This window comes from Pseudomonas sp. AF32 (assembly GCF_022342325.2).
GTDB lineage: Bacteria > Pseudomonadota > Gammaproteobacteria > Pseudomonadales > Pseudomonadaceae > Aquipseudomonas > Aquipseudomonas uvaldensis.
The window spans coordinates 80,902-100,161 of record NZ_RQJK02000022.1 but is presented as its reverse complement, the minus strand read 5'-3'; the positions used below and the strand labels follow the sequence as shown (position 1 = coordinate 100,161).

The following is a 19,260-nucleotide window of genomic DNA, read 5'->3' as shown; positions in this document are numbered from 1 at the left end:
TATCAGGAATTAACTATGCTGGAAGTTCGCTTCTGATGTGGCGCCTTACACCCTGCTCAGCAGTGGCCTTCACCGACAACACGCGCCTCATGTTGCCGTTAGTGGCAAAATCCCTCTCTATTCAGAATCTTTCGGAGGCCCCAATGCTTCGTGTGTTTGAACGAAGACTCGACCCTTTCCCCCCCGATGAAGTCCCCCCGCCCCCCGTCGGCCTGGTCCGGTTCCTTTGGGCCTGCACCCGAGGCGCCCGCGGCTATGTCCTGGTGTTCGCGCTGCTCAGTGCCGGGGTGTCGATCTACGAGGCCTGGTTGTTTTCCTTTCTGGGGCAAGTCGTGGACCTGCTCTCGACCTGGCAAGCAGGCGGCGACGCGCAGGGGCAGGAAAGCCGGGTGCTGTGGGGCATCGGCATCGTGTTGCTCGCCAGCATCGGGTTGGTGGCGCTGCGCACCATGGTTCAGCACCAGGTATTGGCGATCAATCTGCCGCTGCGGCTGCGCTGGGATTTCCATCGCCTGATGCTGCGCCAGAGTCTTTCGTTTTTTTCCGACGAGTTCTCCGGACGGGTGACGACCAAGGTGATGCAGACGGCCCTCGCCGTGCGTGAGGTTCTGTTCACCGTCATCGAAATCGCCCCCGGCATCGGCGTGTACTTCATTGCGATCATCGCCCTGGCCGGCGGTTTCGCCCTGAAACTGATGCTGCCGTTCATTGCCTGGGTCGCGTTGTTCGGCCTGGCCATGCTGTACTTCGTGCCACGCCTGGGGCAAGTCGGACAGGAACAGGCCCATGCGCGGTCGTCGATGACCGGGCGCATTTCGGACGCCTACACCAACATCACCACGGTGAAGCTGTTTTCGCATTCCAAGCGCGAGGCGCATTTCGCCCGTGCGGCCATGGAAGATTTCAAGCTCACCGGCTTTCGCCAGATGCGCCTGGTGAGCCAGTTCGAAATCGTCAACCAGGCATTGGTAGTCGCGCTGATTCTCGGCGCCGGCGGCTATGCCCTGTGGTTGTGGCACCAGGGCGAAGTCGGCACCGGGGCCGTGGCCGCGATCACGGCCATGGCGCTGCGGATCAACGGCATGTCCCACTGGATCATGTGGCAGATGACCTCGTTGTTCGAGAGCATCGGCACCGTACAGGATGGCATGGCGACATTGACTCGCGGCCCCAAGGTCGTGGATGCGCCTGATGCCGGCGTACTGGTGCCCACTGGCGGTGCGGTGACCTTCGACAATGTCCGCTTCAACTACAACGGTGAACGCCAGGTGCTCGATGGCCTGAGCCTGGATATCCGTCCGGGGGAAAAGATCGGCCTGGTGGGCCGTTCCGGCGCCGGCAAATCGACCCTGATCAATCTACTGCTGCGCTTCTACGATGTGGACAGCGGTGAGATTCGCATCGACGGCCAGAACATCGCCCATGTCACCCAAGACAGTCTGCGCAGCGCTATCGGCATGGTCACCCAGGACACCTCGCTGCTGCACCGCTCCATTCGCGACAACATCGCCTATGGTCGTCCGGATGCGACCGAAGAACAGATCCGCAGGGCAGCGGCCAACGCCCAGGCCGATGGCTTCATCCGTCAACTGAGCGACCGACAAGGCCATTCGGGCTATGACACGCTGGTGGGTGAGCGCGGCATCAAGCTGTCGGGCGGGCAACGCCAACGCATCGCTATCGCTCGGGTGATGCTCAAGAATGCCCCGATCCTGTTGCTGGACGAGGCCACCAGCGCGCTGGATTCGGAAGTCGAAGTCGCCATCCAGGAAAGCCTCGATGAAATGATGGAGGGCAAGACAGTCATTGCCATCGCCCATCGACTGTCAACCATCGCCGCCATGGACCGGCTGATTGTCATGGACGAGGGACGCATTGTCGAACAAGGCACCCACGCTGAACTGCTGGCGAAGAACGGCACTTATGCGCGGTTGTGGCACCATCAGAGCGGTGGATTCCTGGGTGAGGATCGGGGAGTGGTTGAAGCGGTGGAATGACCATCCCACCGCTATTGCGGGCAAGCCTTGCTCTCACAGGTTGTGCCCGCTCGTGAAGGTACTTGGCCAATCACTTGACCCGCCGTCTTTCCATTGACGGGCGATAGCCAAAATACGAGGTGTAACACTTACTGAAATGGCTGGGGGAGACGAACCCACAGGCCACCAGGACCTCCGTTTGCGAAAGCGCCGTGTACTGGAGCAGTCGTCGTGCTTCGGTGATGCGCAGTTCCAGGTAATAACGTTGAGGGGGCGTGCCCAGCTGCTCCTTGAACAATCGCTCCAGTTGACGGCGGGAGCGCCCGGCATAACGGGCCAGTTCAGGCATCGCCAACGGTTCCTCCAGGTTCGCCTCCATGAGCGAAATGACTTCGCGCAAGGGCGGGCTCACGCAAACCAGTGGGGAAGCTTTGATACGCCTGTACCGCGATTCTTCGAATGACAGGATGTCTTCGATGCCATCCACCAGCGCCTTGCCATGCAGTCCGCCTACCCAGCTCAACGCCATCTGAAAAGCGCCCGCCGGACTCGACGCGGTGAGCCGATCCTTGTCGATGACCAGGGCGTCACTGGTCACCTGAGTCGCCTTGGCAAGTTCCGCGAGCGCCGGTCGGTGCTCCGGATGAATGGCGCATCGGTAGCCCTCGAGCAAACCGGCGACGCCGAGGAACCACGAACCATTCCATAACCCCGCCAGGCTGATGCCGAGCCCGGACGCGCCTTGCAGCAAAGCGATCAGGCCATCATCGGCCTTCAGCTCGGTCCGATAACCGCCGCAGATCACCAACAGATCCAGCCCCCGCAGCGTTTCCCGAGCCAGTACCGCATCGGGACGAATCACCAGCCCGAGATCACTGACGACCTCGGCGCTGTCCAGGCCGAATGTGGTGGTCGAGAACAGGCCAGGCCGCAGCAGATTCGCGGTCACGAGGGTGTCCAGGAACTGCGTGAACGCCGGTAACGAAAAATGCTCGAGCAACAGAAAGCCTGCGCGGGTTTCTCGTGCGGGTGTTGCCCTTTCTTCCGGCAGGAAGCGAAGGTTTTTCCCTTGCATTACCCCGCTGAACTGACGCCGTGTGATCACTGACTGCCTCGCCTCGCTCAAGCCAACTGGAAACCGTGGGCACGCGGATCTTCTCGTCGACGAAAATGGTGTTGTGCCCGATGATTTCAGCCCAGCCGCCCACGCGAATATGGCAGTCGTAAGTCCTTGAGGCATTATTCTGGTTATGCCGAGTGGTGCTTGCGGCTTGGGCCAAGATTACGTCTTGGCCTTGCGCATCGAAAAGAAATCTTTACGTCGATCAATGCATAACAAAATGTTATCAATCGGCGTCACCGCCGAATTGGGAAAGCAGCATGAGAGATCTGCCACCGACCGCTACATTGCGAGCCTTCGAAGTCGCCACCCGGCACACGACCTTTACCTCGGCAGCCAATGAGCTGCATGTGACTCAAAGCGCGGTCAGCCACCAGCTCAGGCATCTCGAAGAGCTATGGGGGTTGCGGCTGTTCGAACGTGGCAAGTCGCTCGGCCTCACGGCAGCGGGGGCGACGCTGGCGCCCATCGTGAGGGAATTCTTCATGAGCCTCGAAGCCACCCTGGCCGATCTTCGCGAGCAGAAAGGCAGGGTCCGGCTCGAAGTCAGCACCACGTACTCCTTCGCCCTGAAATGGCTGCTGCCACGCCTGCCGAGTCTCTCCCGCCAGCACCCCGAGCTGCTGGTCTCACTGGACACCACGGACAGGATCATCCACTTCTCCGAAGCCCAGGCCGACGTCGCGATCCGGCTCGGCAAGGGCCGTTACCCAGGCCTGTATTCAGAGTTCCTGTTCGGCGAGCAGGTATTTCCGGTGGCAAGTCCCGAGCTGTTGCAGCGATTCGGGACGCCGCACAGCCCCGCCGATCTGCTGCATTACCCATTGCTGACCCGAGACGGCGCCGAGCTGGTGCCGAAATGGGAGGTCTGGTTTGAAAAGGTCGGGCTGGAGTTTCTGCCGCTCAAGGAAAGTGTCAGGTTCGGGGACACCAACATGACCGTCGAGGCGGCCCTGCTTGGCCAGGGCGTAGCCCTGGTACGCAGTGGGCATGTTGAAGCCGAAATCAGCGATGGCCGGCTGGTGCGGTTGTTCGACGTGCCATTCCCGTCCCCCCTTGCCTACTATTTCGTCTGTCCAAAGGGCATCGAATCGCAGCCGCATATCGTCAGCTTTCGCCAGTGGTTGATCGGCGAGGCACTGAAGGTTCAAAAGATTTATGGGATGCATGAAGGGCTGCTCATGGAAGGATGAGGAGACTCCGGGCAGCCGTTGGAAGCGGGTTCACCCCAGCGCAATACAGCCCCCGTCCGCCGCCGGGTCCGGGGACTGTCAACCTCTGCGATGAAGCTCAAGACGATAAAATCGGCGCCAACTCGTTGGTAATCACCGGCTGCGAGAACCCGCACGTTGAGTTCATCTCGCTGACTATTTGGGATGAATACACCTGCACCTGACCGTGGGTGTCCGTAGAACCGGCGAGCGCATAGCCTTTCTTCAGGTCAATCATCGAGGCACTGACAATCGCATCCGACTGGTTGTACACCCACGTCTGGGGCCCGATCACGCCGACCTGGGTCTGTTGCAGGAAGAACTGTGTATAGAGCTGCTCCTTGGTGAACGTCCCCAGCCAGCCGGTCGTCACGCCAAAGCCGTCGTTGGAGAACAGGTTGTACACCAAAGAAGGCGGTGGATACTCGGGACTGCTGCTGGCGAGCGACTGCATCCACCACTCATTGAGCGTGACGTAATCGTCCACCTGTTGCGCATCGTTGTACCAGACCGACAGATCGCTATCGCTGCTGGCAATGTACTTCGAGCAATCACCGCCGGGTGCGGTCACCGACGCAACGGTGCCGTACCACCACTGCTTGTCCGCCGGCCGATTCTGGTAAGTGCGCGACGCGATGCCGTACAACTGCGCGGTGATCTGGACCTTCAGGTTGTCCAGATAGCTCGCTTCCAGCTGTTGCGACAGTTGCGCCCAATAGCTGTCACCGTTGACGACCTCTGCCGGGGTATTGGCGAGCAGCCCTAGGGTAACGCTGCGTCCCGAGAGGGGATCGTCATAGGTGGATTGCCAAAGCGTCTGCAGATCGTCTCCGGTTGCCTGTTGCAACTTGTCGTGCAACTGGGTGACGTAGTTGATCGTGGCATTGGACGCGGCGACGAGCAGGGTCTGGTATTGCTCGAGCGAGAATGTACCGCCGCTGCTCTTGGTCGCGTCGAGGGCCACCTGCACCCCCGATGAGACGAGTGCCGCCAGCGGCCCGCCGACACCCGGAATGGCATTGAGGCAAACCTGCACGGCACCGAACAGGCAATCGGTAAGAATCTGCAACGTCGGATCGGCAATCGCCGGGGCGGTAAAATCGACGAAGACCCCGGTGGACAGCGATGAGGAGACGCTCTCGCAGGTTTGCAGCGACAAGAACGTGCGGTGCAGCAACTTGAGCACGGTGGTGACGTTCTCGGCGCTCGCGTCGGGCACCGCACCGAGGTCATAGGCCGGGATACCGATCAGGCCACGGTTTGTGGTGTATTCCCAGGTCGGCCAGCCGGCCGCGAAGCCCAGGTTGTTGGCCACTCGCATGACGGCATTGGCCCAGACTGCCGGATCCATCAGATTGATCAGCTTGGCCGGTTGTTGGAGTGAAAAATACAGCTGGGTGTTCGGCGCATCGTAGAACGTCAGGGTCGGGTAGCTCGGGGTGAACACCAGCGCATTGAACGTCTCGCCATCGGTGACGTACATCGGGATCGCGAGCTGATTGGAACCGTTTTCCTCAAGCTGCGCCCAGTGCATGACGCCTTGTCCGCAACTCCGTGGGTCGGTCAAGTCATAGCCGGCCAGATCGCTCAGTGGAATCTGCATCACTTGCAATCCAGGATGCGGCAGGAAGCCGATGACGCCCCAGGTACCATCGCCCACTTCCCATGTCGGGACCGCGCCGGCAAAACCCTGCCCCGGTGCCCAGTTCATCACAGTGGCGACCGCATACTGCCCCATGGGTAATGAGGCGTCGGACGGCGCGTACTGCGCCAATGCGCTGGTACTGACATCCTGCCATTGGACGAGGGGCGTTGCTGACGACAAAAGCGGAAGCGCTTTCGAATCGGTAAGAAAGGCTTGCAGTGTATTCACGACAGTTCTCCTACGCGCAGTGTGGACAGCAATAGTCGCCGTGGACTTGCACGACGACCGGGAAATGCGCCGGTTGGCGCAAGCTCATATGGAAACTTTTCAACGAAGGCCCGGGTGCAAATCCAGCAGTGTCATTCGCTCGCAGATGCGCTGGCAGCCGGATTGAGACTCATGGGTTGTGCAATCGCAAGAGAGTCAGGGGAAGTCATGACGGCTCCTTGTCTTGAAGAAAGTTTTCAAAGGACCCAACGAAAACCTGTGGCAGCCGTCGATCCTTCCGGGCCAGCAAAACCGAGTGTAGTCGCAGTTTTTTCAGGCGTAAGAGCAATGCAGCCTGAGCGCTATTCCGGCCAGGAATACCCCCATGAAAAACCTGAATTGTATTTATAACGTGCGAACTCGTAGCGTGAGCCCTTCCCACATAAGGAGATGCCCCCGTGACCCAGTCCCGCCTGCGCCTGTACGTTGACGCCCAGTTCAGCAGCCCCTATGCCATGTCAGTTTTCGTGGCACTTCGTGAAAAGGGCATCGACTTTGAAATGAGCCCTATAGACCTCGATACGTCCGAAAACCTGGCCGAGAACTATGCGAGCCTTTCGCTGACCCAGCGTGTGCCGACCCTGGTGCATGGCGACTTCGCCTTGTCCGAATCGTCGGCGATCACCGAGTACCTGGAAGAGGCCTTTCCATCGACGCCGGTTTACCCGCAGGATCGATTCCAACGGGCGAAGGCACGACAGGTACAGGCATGGTTGCGCAGTGACCTGCTGCCAATCCGACAGGAGCGCTCGACACTGGTGGTGTTCTACGGGATCAAATCGGCGCCTTTGTCGCCAACGGCCGAGTCGGCAGCGCGCAAGCTGGTGAGTGCCGCACAAGCGCTGCTGGCCGACAGCCCGGAGTACCTGTTCGGCCAATGGTCGATTGCCGACGTTGATCTGGCGTTGATGCTCAACCGATTGATACTCAACGGTGACTCCGTGCCCGGCGCGCTGGTGGAATACGCACAGCGCCAATGGCAACGACCCACGGTGCAGGAATGGGTCAAGCTGCAACGTCCTGCGCTATAGAAGACACGCTGCAACAAGGCACGACGGCCGACGACGCCAGGGCCATGAGCGCCCTGGCGCCCTCTCCCATCAGCATCGATGATGCATGAGCGTCTATTCATGAAAGGATGAAGAGACTTCTCTATCGTCCGGGCTCCGGATTGCTTAACATCGGCGCATGCCTATCCATATCACTTTGCTGATCCTTTTCGCCGCACTCCTCCACGCCGGTTGGAATGCGCTGCTGCGTGGCGGCGCCGACCGGCTCTGGTCAATGACGATGATGTGCATCGCGGTCGCCATCGCCTGCACTGTCGCGGCGGCGTTCATGGTCCCGCCAGCGCCCGCCAGCTGGGGCTATGCGATGCTGTCGGCGGTGCTGCATGTCGGCTACAACCTGTTTCTGGTGCGCAGTTACCGGCTCGGCGACCTGGGGCAGACCTATCCGATTGCCCGTGGCTCGTCACCCGTCTTGATCACCCTGGGCGCCGCGATCTTTGCCGGAGAACACATCGCCCCCAGCACGTTGCTGGGGATCGCGCTGGTGTCGGGCGCAATCATTTCGCTGGCCTTCAGTGGACGCGAACTGTCGGTTCCCAGCCTGCCCTATGCGCTGGGAACAGGCTGCTTCATCGCGGCCTACAGCGTCACCGACGGCATCGGCACCCGGCTCTCCGGCGCGCCGCTGGCCTACACCGTGTGGATGTGCGCCTTGTGGGGCGTCCTGATGCCTTTGGTGTACATCGGCGTGCGCGATGCCCGCAGCCTGTTCTCCATCCGGCCCGGAATGTTTACCGCTTTGGCCGGCGGGCTGGTTTCCTTGCTGGCTTATGGAATCGTCATCTACGCCATGAACGAAGCGCCCCTGGGCGCGGTGTCGGCGCTGCGCGAAACCAGCGTGCTGTTTGCCGCGTTGATTGGCTACCTGTTCCTCGGCGAGACACTCACTGCCCGCCGGGTACTGGCGTGCGCGGTGATTGTCAGTGGCACTCTCTTGATTGGCTGACACGGCCTCACACCTTCGCCACCAACGTCCTGGGCTTGAGCAGGAAGTGCCCTAGCGCCGGAACGAGTACCAATGCGCCGACCATGTTCCAGATGAACATGAAGCCCAGCAGAATGCCCATGTCAGCCTGGAACTTGATGGGTGACAGTACCCAGGTCGCCACCGCGACGCCCAATGTGATCCCCGTCATCACGACGACTTTGCCTGTGGAAAGAAGCGCAAGATAGTAGGCATTGGACAAGCTGGAGCCGTTGCGCAGGTTCGTGAGTGTCACGCTGAGGATGTACAACGCGTAATCAACCCCGATACCCACACCCAATGCAATCACCGGCAGGGTTGCCACCTTGACGCCGATGTTCAGGCCCACCATCAAGGCTTCGCACAAGATCGAAGTCAGCATCAATGGCAGCACCGTGCACACCACCGCTCGCCACGACCTGAAGGTGATGAAGCACAGCGCGATGACGGCGGCATACACCATCAGCAGCATCTGCACGTTCGAACGCTTCACAACGATATTGGTGGCCGCCTCGATACCCGCGTTGCCCGCCGCGTTCAGGAATTGGATCTGATCGGTATTGTGGACCGCCGCGAACTGTTCGACGGTCTGGACCACACTTGTGAGCGTGTCAGCCTTGTGGTCCTTGAGGTAGACATACACCGTCAGCAGGTCGCAGTTCTGGTTGAACAGCTCTCGCGGCGCGCGGGTGATGATCGCGTTCAGCAGGCCCTGGTTACGCGGTATCTCATACCAGGTCATGCTGCCTTCGTTCATGCCGGCCGCGGCCTGCTTGCTCAGTGCCGCCAGTGAGGTCGTGGACACCACGCCCGGCAGCTGTTGGAGCTGCGCTTCCAGCGCATCGACCGACACCAGTGTCTGGTAGTTGGCACAGTAGTACTGGGGTGTTTTCACCATCACCACATACTTGTCGCTGCTGGCGGAAAAGTTGCTGACCATGAAGCGGTTATCGCTGTTATAGCGCGACTCGGGACGCAGTTCCGGCGCACCGGGGTTCAGATCGCCTATCTTCACCTGCAAGCTGACGGCAAACCCCACCGCTGCGAGGAGCAAGGCGACGATGATTGCGCCGCTCGCCCATTTACGTTCAGTGAACCGATCCAGGAACGCCCAGAACGGATGCCGGCTGTGATGAGCCTCCAGCCTCGAAAATTTGTCATTGGCGGCTTCACGCAGCGCCGCTGCCTTGCTGACACCGGTGTATGACAACAGTATCGGCAACAAGATCAGGTTGGTGAAGATCAGCGCCAGCACGCCTATCGTCGCGGTGACCGCAAGATCCTGGATCACCGGAATCCGGATGATCATCAGCACGGCGAAACCCACGGCGTCGGCCACCAACGCCATCAGGCCGGTCAGGAACAGCCGGCGGAAGGTGAAGCGTGCCGCCACCCATTTGTCGGCTCCGCGCCCGATGTCCTGCATGATGCCGTTCATTTTTTGCGCGCCATGGCTCAGCCCGATGGCAAACACCAGGAACGGCACCAGGATCGAATACGGATCCAGATCAAAGCCCAGGGTGGGCAGCAATCCCAGCAACCAGACAACGGCGATGATCGAGCACAACAGCACCAGCAACGTGCTGCGTACGCAACGGGTGTACCAGAACAACACGATGCCACAGATCACAAGCGTCGCGGCGAAGAACAGCTGCATCTGGCGCATGCCGTCAATCAGATCGCCGACGACTTTGGCGAAGCCGGTGATGTGGATCTTGATGTTGTCGGTTTCGTACTTCGCACGAATCTCCTCCAACCGGTTGGAGAGTGCGTTGTAGTCAAGCGGCTGTCCGTCATCGGAGGTGCTTTCCTGAAGCGGCAACAGCACGATGCTGGACTTGAAATTGGAAGCGACAAGCCGACCCACCTCACCCGAGCGCTCGACGTTCTGCCGCACCTGGTCCAGGCTTGCGGCAGAGCCGTCGTAATCGTCAGGGATCACTGGTCCGCCGTCGAACCCCTCTTCCGTGACACCGATCCAGCGGGTTGCCGGGGTCCACAGGGATTTCATGTAAGACCGATCAACGCCGGGTAGCAGAAACACCTCATCGTTGATTTTCTTGACCGTTTCAAGGTACGCGGCATCAAAAATGCTGCCGTGCCGGGCCTCGATCGCAATCCGCAGGGTGTTGCCGCCCTCCCCCAACTGGCCACGATTTTTCAAGTAGTTCTGCACATACGGATGATCGGTCGGGATCATCTTCTCGAAGGCGGCATTGAGCTTCAAACCCAGTGCCTGATAGCCGAGCATCAGGCTCAGCAGCACGCAGATCCCCAGAACGATACCGCGGTGATTGAACAACAGCCGTTCAACCGGCGTGCCGGAGGCCGGATCGAATACCTCCTGTTCAGGGACGGCGTGATGTTCGGCAGAACGAGTAAAGCTGTTCATTGGTCATGCTCCGGCGATTCGACTGTCACCGCGGACGACAGCATGCCGCGCGTGCTGCTGATGATCAGATCACCGTTCGCGGCTTGCGCCATGCCTGTGAAGTAGCTGGTATTGGGTATCTGCAAGGCCGTGGCCCGGGTGGCACCGTCGGCGAAGCGCAGCACTCGGCCCGACTCATCCGCGAGGAGTACCGAGCCATCGTCAAGCCGCAGGCCACTGGTCAATGTGACGGGTTGCAATGTGTCGAGTGTTTGCCAGGTAGCGCCGCGATCCCGGGACTCGAAGGCTTTGCCACGCAGCCCGAATGCCACGACGGACCTGCCACCGGTCGCTTGAAGCCCGAAGATGGTGCCCTCATAAGGCGACGCCAGCGCCTCGAACGTCTGCCCCTCGTCACTGGACCGCAACAGCGTCCCCTGCTCCCCGGCGACGAACAGATCCGCCCCCACTCGCTCGATGCTGTAGAGATGCAATCCGTTCGGGTTATCGAGACGGGAACGGATCGATTGCCAGCTGAGCCCGCCATCATGGGTGACGAACGCCAGGCCATAGGCGCCCACCACCCAGCCGTTCCTGGCGTCCAGAAACAGCACATCCAGAAGCGGTTTGTCGGGGCCGTCATCGACCAATTGCTGTGCTTGGGCTTGTTGTTCCTGCGACTCGCGACTGGCTTGCTGCAATTCGATCCCGGCCGCCTGGACGCCATCCAGTTGTTTGCTCCAGCTCAGGCCGCCATCCTGGCTGTGCAAGACTGCTCCGGCATGCCCGACTGCCCAGCCTTGGCGCTCATCAATGAAGCGAACCTTGACCAGTGTCATGCTGACCGGGGAAGCGACTTGCCTCCAGGTAGCGCCGTTGTCGTCAGAGACAACGATGAACCCTCTTTCGCCAACGGCCACCAGCCGTTGCCCTGCCCGCGCCACACTCAACATGACCGACTGGGCGGCCAGGGCGCTGGTGATCGCAGGCGTCATCGGCAATCCCTCGGGTTGTGCCGCCGCCGTGCCGGGGAGCGCCGTCATGATCGAGACGCTCAGTAGCAGCGCCTTGAGCGGATATCTGTGTACAAGCCTGGGTGTTTGAGTACGCATTGGCGAGCCTCGATGGTGCGGTTTCTGCGGCCGCGATGTCAGTGACGTCGCGGCCCTGGAACACAAGTGTGAACGGGCTGTCGCGAGGCTCAGCGCACCGACCCGGACGCTACCGCGTTACCGGTAAAGAAGTTTTCGGGCTTGCGCGGAACAACGCTATACGTTTCGCCATTGAGGCTTTGCACTACGCTGTACGTCTTGGCTTGCAGGTTGTAGATCACCACCGGTTTCACCACCACCGCCGGAATGGAAGGAACCACGAATGGCAGCACCTGGGACACGCGCCACAGTTTGCCCTCGGCGTCGTAGCCGTCGACCAGGGAGACGGTCCAGCTGTCTTCATCGATGAAGAACCTGCGTTTGGGAACGGCGTGGCGCTTACCCGCGGCGACAATCGCCTCCAACTCCCAAACGCGATGCAGCTCCCAGCGCACCTTGTCCGAATTGAGGTGATTTGCCATAAAGGCATCGTCACGTTTCTCGGCGTTGAACTTGTTGGTGTTGTAAGGGATATACATCTCTTTTTTGCCGACCAGCTTCCAGTCGTAGCGATCGGGATGACCGATGAAACCATGCACCTCATCGAAGTAGTTGGCGCCCGAGGCAACGAAGTCCGGAGTGTCATAACCCACGGTAGGCGCACGCCGCACACGCCGCTGGCCGACCAGGTATTGCCACGCTTCCCGTGGCTCCTGGGCGTTGATGCTGTCATGCGTCACCAGCGACTCACCGGCCTTGAAGGGAGGTTCATTGGTCAGGAACCGTAGCAGCGCATACTGCCCCGACCACTTGTCCACGGCGCCGTCCTTGAAGTAATACGGGTACTGCCAGTTCTCGACGCCACGGCTGGCCAGCGTCCGGGTTCCGTCGGCATTGCCGATGATGTTGGCATAGCCCATCTGAATGGATTCGGCCTCGACCCGCAGCAGGAAATTCCAGATGACCTCATTGCCGGTTTTCGGAATCGGGAACGGGATACCACCGTAGCAGCCCTCGACCGACAGGCCATTACTGGTGGTCTTGCATCGAGTGGCGTTGGCAAATGTGTTCTGATAAACGCTGTCCGGCGCCGCAGCGGTGCGATGGGTCGGGTACACATCGAGATGGAAGGTATCGGGGTATTTCGCCAGCAAGGCTTTTGTGCCTTCGCTCAATTTATCCGAGTACTGCGCCGCGTTCTTCGCGGTGATCTGCAGTACCGGCTTCTCGCCCGGGAACGGATCGACCGGCATATCGCCAGATTTCGCCCCGGCTACTTCCTTGGTCAACCCACCGGTCCAGGCGGGAATGGAACCCTCGGCGTTGCCGGCTTTTTCGGCGCCCAGAGGCGTCAAGGTCGTATTGAGCTTCGCCGCCTCATCAGGGCTCACCGCCGCGAATGCCGTACCGGCACAGATCGAAATCGACAGGGTGGAAAGCAGCAGTTTGATTCTTGTCATTATCAGGGCCCGCCTGTTCTTTGCTTAAAAGGTTCGCTGGATGGAAAACGCCACGAAATCCCGGTCTTTCATGTTTTGCTGGTAGGTGAATGAGTTGGCGGAGTTGATGACCGGCCCGGCCTCGCCAAAGAAATTGGTGTAGGTCAGCGAGGCATACCACTGCTTCTTGTAATCGGCCTTGAGACCCAGCGTCAGGTCCCCGCCGTGCTCCGGACCGAATGCCTGGGGCGTGACCGAAGAGCGTCCGGAAGGGTTGTAGCCCACGGTGATCGGGGCTTGGATGTCGACACCAGGGAAGACCTGGAAGTACTGCGGCTCGAACGTGAAGCGCAGTGCGAACGCATCACGCGTGGTGTTGGGGTCCAGCTGGTCGGCATTTTTGGTCACACTCAGCCGGCGGTTGAACGCCAGCTCACCGACGAGCGAAGCACCGTCCCACAGCGCTGATCCGCCGTAGACATTGACCATCGACACCTGGGCATGCCACGACCGACCAATGGGGTATGCCGCGTTCGAGTCGTTGTCCGAATCCATGCCGGTAATGATCGTTCCGCCGACGCCCGCGAGTGGCGTATCAAGCCTGATCGAGGTTTCACCGGCAATGTTGGCTTCGCCGACCTGGGTGCTGAAACTCGCACCGAAGACCTTGACGTCCTCGGGGTAAACGTTGATGAACGAGTCATCCGCACCGGGGACCAGCGCGGCTGGGCGGAAGTAGAACACCGGGGTCTTTTCGTGATATTTCGCCGCGTACAGGCCGAACTCCCAATCCTCGACGGCGAACTTCAGTTGTGCGCCGAACTGCCCGGAGTCCCTGGCATCCTTGTCCTTGCCGTGGTGCAGTTCACCGGTCGGAAAGAACACCCGCTCCCCGCCTTCACCCACGAAGTCGGCGCCACTGAAGTAGCTGCCTGCTGCGGGAAGACGAGTCTTGTTCCACTCGAACTGGTAGTAGGCACCGACACTGACCGTGTCGCTCAGTTGCCAGTTACCCGAGACCTGTTTGGTCGGCATCAAAATCTCTTTGAACTGGGAACCGGGCACCGACTGGAGCTTCACCAGATCGACGGTGGACTGCGCATTGGCGATGCCATTGGCGCCGAAGAAAAGGCTTTCACCGTAAATCTGGGTGAACTGCCCCAGGCGCCCGGACAGCGTGGTGGTGCCGATGTCCTTCGAACCGTAGACAAAGGCATCGAGGATTTCAGTGTGCTGGCCGTGGATACGACGGGTGTCGCTGGTGAACTCATCGTGATCGACACTCACGGAATTGGCGGTGCCGGGGGAGTCGTTATCGTTGTCATGGCTGTAGACATTGTCGTACCAGGACGCCGCACTGAGACGAGCACCAACGTCTTTGTACTTGATGTCGAATTCGGAAAGCAGATCGAGCCGGTTGGAAATCAGCCCGCGATCGAAATTGCGGTCGCCATCGTCCAGGTTGGGATTGCCATTGGCCGTGCCCGGCCCGGCGGCGACCTTATGATCGAGCTTATTCACACGCCAGGCGTTGCTGTATTTGATCGTATTGTCCCAGCTCGCCGAAAGATCGGGATTACCGGTGTCAATCTGGAAGGCTTGCGATGAGGTCGACAGGCCCAGCAGGACCGTTGCGCTGACCGCGCAGGCGAGGCTGGAAACCGGCAACGGGCAGAGCCGCTGGTTGGCTGTTTTCATGGAGATGTTCCTGTTTTTTGTTTTTGTAAAAAGGTCATCCACTCGCAACGTCGGCTGCGAATACCACTGTGTTTTGCGTACCGTTCTGAACGCCTTCGTCTCCCGCGCTTACATTGAATAAATCGTGCGTAAAAAATATTTTGATGCACTTATATCCAATTTGTGCACAAAAAATATTCCCGCGCAAATTCGATGTCAAGCAGATTCGAGAGGTAAATGGGTGGGTTTGGCGCGAGGGGGGATGGAGCGGGAAGGCGACGTGCTGCTCAAGAGGCAACACTCATTTTTTGCACTAAACTAAGTTTTGCGCATAAAATCTGCCTGGTGCAAAATTTCAGGATGACTACGACCATGATCCTCCCCCCTGGCAGCCCACTGATCGATGTCGCATTGGCAAAGATGAAAAAAGCGATTGTTTGCTGTGAGCTGGCCCCCGGCGAAAAGCTCAAGGTCGCGGAGCTATCCAGGACCTATGGGCTCAGCAGTTCCCCCATTCGTGAAGCGCTGAATCGACTGACTCAGGACGGCGTTGTCGAAGCCAGCGATAACAAGGGATTCAGGGTTGCGCCTATTACCGCGACGGATTTTCGAGACATCACCCGGATGCGCTGCCTGCTGGAATGCGAAGCGCTGGGCGATGCCATCCAGTATGGCGATGACGCCTGGGAAGCCGATGTGCTGGGTGCATTCCATCGCTTGAATCTGATCGAGAAGAAACTGGGAAGCGGTGAGCTTGTACTCGACGATGAATGGTCCAACCGGCACAAGGCCTTTCACTTCGCGTTGTTTGCAGCCTGCCCTTCGCCGTTGATGCTGAAGATGATCGACTCCCTGTTTGACCGGGCCGAACGCTACCGACGCTTTTCGGCCAGGCAGCGAATCACTCCAAGGCACAAGGGCAATGAACACCAGGAGCTGATGGAGACTGCACTGGCGCGTGATTGCGAGAAAGCCGTGACGCTCTTGCGCAATCACATCCAGGACACCCTTGGTCGAACCATCGAGGCAATTGAACGCCAACAGGCCACGCTTCAATAAGCTCGCTGGCTGTTCAGGAAAAGCCCTTCGCCCGGCACTGCTTTCGTGGACAGTGCGAAGCGAAGGGCTGTTTTTTTCCTACTGGATGAGCGCCTGCGCACACCCCTGCGTCGTGTTACACGCGCCGCCATGGCCCTGCACAGCCTGCTCAGGCTCCTTGCCCCACAGCGCGAGCTCCATTCCCTCAAGCAGTTCCATCGCCCAGGCCACCGTGACTGCCCCGCCGTATACATAGTGATCCGGCCGAACGATAACGACATTGCAGCCTCGGCGTTCCAGCCATTGCGCCAACACGCCATCGACTTCCTGATAATCGTCGACAGTACGAGCCCCAGGCTGTTGAGCGCTGACCAACCGCACGACACGGATAGGCAATCCTTTTAGCGATTGACTGCTGTGCAGGCATCTCAACAACGCGCTGGCATCGAACCCGGGGGCTATGACCACGCGAAAGGACTGACCGGTAAACTCATCCAGCAGCGCCTGCTTACCGGCATGGTTGATCACCATCGGCTGAGGAAAGAGCTCACCCGCCGGCGCAACGTGGGCAACAAAACCCTGGGTCAAACCGGGAATCAGCGATTGCCTGATGATTCCTCCAGGGTTCTCTGTCATCTGCTGGATCAATCGCGCATCCCGAATCGCGGCTTTCTCGCTATCGCGCTCACAGATCACCCGGCCAAATTCCTTGGCCGCCATTGTAGTCTGTCGAACATGGGGAATTCGCTCGCTCTGGTAGGTGTTCAGAAACTCAGGGGCTGCCAACCCTCCTTTCACCAGCGCAAGCTTCCAGACCAGGTTCAGCGCATCACGGATCCCCTGACACATGCCTTGTGCCAGGAACGGCGGCGTCATATGGGCCGCGTCCCCGAGAAAGAACACTCGGCCGGCCTTCCACTGCTCCAGGATCAGGGCGTGGAATCGATACGCAGAAGCCCGCCATAGCTGGTAGTCACCCTCGGGCAACCAACGGGCGATCAGTTTCTTGATCGCGTCGGGCTGTGAGATTTCCGAAGGCTGTTCATCAGGATTGATCATGAATTCCCAGCGGCGATGTCGACCTGGGCCGACGACAAAGGTGCACGGCCTTGCCAGCTCGCAAAACTGCACGTTGTTTTTTGGCAGATGCTCGCCCGCGCCTTCATTGAGGATCACGTCGACCACCAGCCAAGGCTCGTCGAACGCGAGGTCTTCCATTTTCAGCCCCAGGCGCGTACGGATCGGGCTCGTGCCGCCATCGCAGGCGAGCACGTAGTCCGCCGTGACGGTGCGCTCGATCCCGTCTTTGGCCTGGATGCGCACCTGCGCCTGGGAATCGCGGGAATCAACCGACAACACTTCCGAACCAAGCTCAACGGTTACAGACTTCAAATCGGCAATTTTGCCGCGCAGTGCACGCTCGACCGGCGGTTGCGAGAACACATAGTTAGGCGCCCACCCCAGTTGAAAGGGCGGCTGGGCGGCATCGATGCGCTTGATCAGTGCCGAACCGGTGGTTCGGTACTCCGAAGGACGATACGGCATGACATGCTCGGCGATGTCATTGGCCAGGCCAATATTGCCGAAGACACGCATCACTTCATGGTCAAAACCCATGGCCCGAGGATTGACGTACACCGTTTCGGACTTGTCCACGACGAGCGCATTCAGTCCCCACATACCGGCCAGATTTGCGCACAGGGCGCCCACCGGCCCCATTCCAACAATGATGACATCGTAGTCCATCGTCTACTCCGCTTTTTGTTTTTATCCAGCGTGACCGTCGGTTGATGGCGCGGGTATATCCACGTCCATCAACCGGACCTTTCGATGACCGTCAGCCGAGTCGAACCCGCTGCTCCTCGATCCTCGCCCGAATGGACTCCATCCATTGCGCACGTGTCTGGAATCCCGGACGACGCCTGCACATCGCTTCGGTCTGCGCCAGGATGGCTTCGGCGGGCATCTCCAGATCCAGCGGCTCCCGGCAGGGCTGGGCCGTGTAGAAAGGCGAATCGACATACATTTCGATCGGGTTGCCTTCCGGATCCTTGAAGTAGATCGACCAGGCATTGCCATGATCCACCTGTCCGATCCCGGCAATGCCACTGTTCCTGGCAAATCGGTAATAGGCCTTGAGGTCGTCCAGCGAATCGAGCAGAAACGACAATTGATTGATCGGGTTGAACGGCAGGTCGGCCGGCTTACCGTCGAACAGCACGATCTGATGGTGCAGTTCAGGATTCTGCGTCATGAAAAACAGACGGTGCCCCGTGGAGGCCACCCCTTTGTCGCTGACGACGAAGCCCAGTTTTCGGCAATAGAAATCGACCATGTAATCAAGGTCTTCGCAAAACACGCCAGCATGGGTGAAGTTGATAGTCGGTAACGCGGGCATCTGGAACCTCCGGTTTTTATGATTGTGTAGAGGGCAACGCTCAAGCTTCGTCAATGACGCCGTTCGACAGCGTCCCGATTTCGGTGATGACCACTTCGAATACATCACCGGGCTTCAGGAAAATCGGTGGGTTTCTCTTGAAGCCGATCCCGCTCGGCGTGCCGGTCGCCAGAATGTCCCCCGGGTTCCATGGCAGCGCTTTCGACACGTATGAAATCAGATGCGGAATGTCGAATGCCAATTCTGAAAGGCTACCTTCCTGCAATTGCTCGCCATTGAGTACGCCCCGCACCACCAGCTTACGGTAATCGGAAATTTCCGAAGCCGGAATGATCCATGGACCCAGGGCACCGGTTTTTCTGAAGGTCTTGCCCATGCCGTACTGGTGCGTATGGAACTGCCAGTCGCGAACACTGGCATCGTTGAAACAGGTGTAGCCCGCCACATGATCCATGGCGTTGGCGGGGTCGATGTGCGCGCCGCCCTTTCCGATCACCACGGCCAACTCGGCTTCGAAATCGAATTGCTCCGACACCCGAGGCCTTACCAGCGGTTCTCCGTGAGGCAGCAGGGTTTCGGCAAAGCGCTGGAAAATCACCGGGAACTCCCCCACCTTCCTGCCTGCCTCTTCGGCGTGAGCGACGTAGTTGATGCCTACGCAGATCACCTTGCCGGGATTAGGGATAACGGCATCCAGCTGAATGCCCGAGAAGGGATAGTCAGGCTTGGTGGCCTCTACGACCTTGCGTGCCTCCTGAACCAATATCGGATTGGCCAGGAATGAGGCGAGGTCCGGAACCTGGGCAAAACGACAAGTCAGCTCAACAACCCCATCGCCTGACAAGGCACCGAACCGGGACTTTCCTTCTCTACGGTATGAAATCAGCTTCATGTTTTTCTCCTGATTTTTGTGCACAAAAACTAATTTCTTGCACCATACATTATTAAATGCATAATGCAAAAGGCCGGTTCAAAAAATAACGAGCTGCGTAA

At 59.3% G+C, this 19,260-nt stretch carries 14 protein-coding genes; 5 read left to right on the top strand and 9 right to left on the bottom strand.

The window, feature by feature from the left end:
- Nucleotides 1-143: 143 nt before the first annotated feature.
- Nucleotides 144-1,997: an ABC transporter ATP-binding protein gene (locus EGM97_RS20255; protein ID WP_238964404.1), complete on the top strand. Its 1,854-nt coding sequence runs from the start codon at nt 144-146 to the stop codon at nt 1,995-1,997.
- Nucleotides 1,998-2,067: 70 nt separating this feature from the next.
- Here EGM97_RS20255 and EGM97_RS20250 read toward each other — a convergent pair whose 3' ends face one another.
- Nucleotides 2,068-3,081, bottom strand: coding sequence for a GlxA family transcriptional regulator (locus EGM97_RS20250; protein ID WP_238964403.1), 1,014 nt, complete (start codon nt 3,079-3,081; stop codon nt 2,068-2,070).
- A 275-nt stretch (nt 3,082-3,356) separates the two neighbouring features.
- On the opposite strand from EGM97_RS20250, the gene gcvA reads away from it, so the two are divergent.
- A complete protein-coding gene (gene gcvA / locus EGM97_RS20245) occupies nt 3,357-4,289 on the top strand; it encodes a transcriptional regulator GcvA (protein WP_238964402.1) in 933 nt (310 codons plus the stop codon).
- 97 nt (nt 4,290-4,386) lie between these two features.
- On the opposite strand, the gene EGM97_RS20240 is transcribed toward gcvA, so the two are convergent.
- Nucleotides 4,387-6,180, bottom strand: coding sequence for a hypothetical protein (locus EGM97_RS20240; RefSeq protein ID WP_238964401.1), 1,794 nt, complete (start codon nt 6,178-6,180; stop codon nt 4,387-4,389).
- Between the two features lie 437 nt (nt 6,181-6,617).
- Here EGM97_RS20240 and yfcF point away from each other — a divergent pair, with 437 nt between their 5' ends.
- Together yfcF and EGM97_RS20230 are read left to right on the top strand one after the other, a co-directional pair.
- A complete protein-coding gene (gene yfcF / locus EGM97_RS20235) occupies nt 6,618-7,250 on the top strand; it encodes a glutathione transferase (protein ID WP_238964400.1) in 633 nt (210 codons plus the stop codon).
- Between the two features lie 157 nt (nt 7,251-7,407).
- Nucleotides 7,408-8,235: an EamA family transporter gene (locus EGM97_RS20230; protein ID WP_238964399.1), complete on the top strand. Its 828-nt coding sequence runs from the start codon at nt 7,408-7,410 to the stop codon at nt 8,233-8,235.
- Nucleotides 8,236-8,242: 7 nt separating this feature from the next.
- Here the strand turns inward: EGM97_RS20230 and EGM97_RS20225 are convergent, their stop codons facing one another.
- From EGM97_RS20225 to EGM97_RS20210, 4 genes are all read right to left on the bottom strand, one after another.
- On the bottom strand, nt 8,243-10,645 hold the full coding sequence (locus EGM97_RS20225; RefSeq protein WP_238964398.1) for an efflux RND transporter permease subunit: 2,403 nt from the start codon (nt 10,643-10,645) through the stop codon (nt 8,243-8,245).
- On the bottom strand, nt 10,642-11,736 hold the full coding sequence (locus EGM97_RS20220; protein ID WP_238964397.1) for a WD40/YVTN/BNR-like repeat-containing protein: 1,095 nt from the start codon (nt 11,734-11,736) through the stop codon (nt 10,642-10,644). The genes EGM97_RS20225 and EGM97_RS20220 overlap by 4 nt, the downstream gene beginning before the upstream one ends.
- Before the next feature lie 89 nt (nt 11,737-11,825).
- Nucleotides 11,826-13,175: a DUF1329 domain-containing protein gene (locus EGM97_RS20215; protein ID WP_238964396.1), complete on the bottom strand. Its 1,350-nt coding sequence runs from the start codon at nt 13,173-13,175 to the stop codon at nt 11,826-11,828.
- Nucleotides 13,176-13,199: 24 nt separating this feature from the next.
- The gene (locus EGM97_RS20210; protein WP_238964395.1) at nt 13,200-14,852 is read right to left on the bottom strand and encodes a DUF1302 domain-containing protein; all 1,653 of its coding nucleotides are present in this window, start codon (nt 14,850-14,852) and stop codon (nt 13,200-13,202) included.
- Nucleotides 14,853-15,068: 216 nt separating this feature from the next.
- On the opposite strand from EGM97_RS20210, the gene EGM97_RS20205 reads away from it, so the two are divergent.
- Nucleotides 15,069-15,890 (top strand): GntR family transcriptional regulator, encoded by an 822-nt coding sequence (locus EGM97_RS20205; protein WP_238964394.1) that lies wholly within the window; start codon nt 15,069-15,071, stop codon nt 15,888-15,890.
- Nucleotides 15,891-15,968: 78 nt separating this feature from the next.
- Here EGM97_RS20205 and EGM97_RS20200 read toward each other — a convergent pair whose 3' ends face one another.
- The 3 genes from EGM97_RS20200 to EGM97_RS20190 all read right to left on the bottom strand — a co-directional run bounded on the left by EGM97_RS20200 (nt 15,969) and on the right by EGM97_RS20190 (nt 19,159).
- Nucleotides 15,969-17,615, bottom strand: a complete 1,647-nt coding sequence (locus tag EGM97_RS20200) for a bifunctional 3-(3-hydroxy-phenyl)propionate/3-hydroxycinnamic acid hydroxylase (RefSeq protein ID WP_238964393.1) — start codon at nt 17,613-17,615, stop codon at nt 15,969-15,971.
- A gap of 91 nt (nt 17,616-17,706) precedes the next feature.
- Complete coding sequence (locus EGM97_RS20195) at nt 17,707-18,267, bottom strand: VOC family protein (RefSeq protein ID WP_238964392.1); 561 nt, start codon at nt 18,265-18,267, stop codon at nt 17,707-17,709.
- A gap of 40 nt (nt 18,268-18,307) precedes the next feature.
- Complete coding sequence (locus tag EGM97_RS20190; RefSeq protein ID WP_238964391.1) at nt 18,308-19,159, bottom strand: fumarylacetoacetate hydrolase family protein; 852 nt, start codon at nt 19,157-19,159, stop codon at nt 18,308-18,310.
- Nucleotides 19,160-19,260: the final 101 nt, after the last annotated feature.